Annotated in this window: 1 protein-coding gene; it reads right to left on the reverse strand. The window is 65.7% G+C overall.

From position 1 onward, the window contains the following. A partial coding sequence (locus AC1D15_RS33150; protein ID WP_477829411.1) for a nitrite/sulfite reductase occupies positions 1-1,050 on the reverse strand: 1,050 nt, incomplete at its 3' end. Positions 1,051-1,206 lie beyond the last annotated feature (156 nt).

The following is a 1,206-nucleotide window of genomic DNA, read 5'->3' on the forward strand; positions in this document are numbered from 1 at the left end:
CTTGAGCGACAGCGTCACGCTGCGGTAGCCGGCCAGCTGGTGCGGGTGCACGTTGCGCTCGAGCCAGCGCTGGTAGGCGGCGGGCGCGTCGGCGGGGATGTCGATCCGGCTGTTCGCACTCGTGTTGCCAGGGACAGGTGCGACGCCGGCCGGCGTCACGAAGTGCGCCGCGACGCGGTCGAACTCGGCCTGCGGAATGATCTGCTCGGTGCCGTCGCTGTCGAGCTCGAGGATCTTCTTGAACTCCTCGGCCACGTCGTCGAGGAAGCGCTGGCCTTCGGCCTTCACCAGGATCTTGATGCGCGCCTTGTACATGTTGTCGCGCCGGCCGTAGCGGTTGTAGACCCGCACGATGGCCTCGAGGTAGACGAGGATCTGCTGCCACGGCAGGAACTCGCTGATCACCGTGCCGATGACCGGCGTGCGCCCCATGCCGCCGCCGACCAGCACCTTGAAGCCGATCTCGCCGGCCTCGTTCTTCAGCAGCTGCAGGCCGATGTCGTGCCAAGCGATCGCGGCACGGTCTTCCTTCGCGCCGCTGACGGCGATCTTGAACTTGCGCGGCAGGAACGCGAACTCGGGGTTCAGCGTGCTCCACTGGCGCAGGATCTCGCAGTAGGGGCGGGGGTCGATGACCTCGTCGGCCGCGACGCCGGCGAAGCAGTCGCTCGTGATGTTGCGGATGCAGTTGCCGCTGGTCTGGATGCCGTGCATGCTGACCGAGGCCAGCAGGTCCATCACGTCGGCCGCCTTCGGCAGCGGGATCCAGTTGTATTGGCAGTTCTGCCGCGTCGTGAAGTGGGCATAGCCGCGGTCGAACTCGCGCGCGATGCGCGCCAGCATGCGCAGCTGCGTGGCGCTCAGCTCGCCGTACGGCACCGCGATGCGGGCCATCGGCGCATGGCGCTGGATGTACCAGCCGTTCTGCAGGCGCAGGGCGCGGAACTCGTCATCGCCCAGCGTGCCGGCGAGGTTGCGCTGGAGCTGGTCGCGGAACTGGGCCGCGCGTTGCTTGACGAACTGGGTGTCGAACGGGGTGTATTGATACATCGCCTGGAGTTCGGTTCTGGGAGACCCGCGACTGTACGGGCGCTCATATATAAGCAGGAAGAACATTTTCGTTGCTTGTTTATTCGACACAGGGATAAAGCCCGGCGTCCCTAGAATCGCTGGATGCCTTCCTTTCTGACTTCCTCGTCCTGGGCC

It is taken from the genome of Rhizobacter sp. P2_H2 (assembly GCF_056403375.1).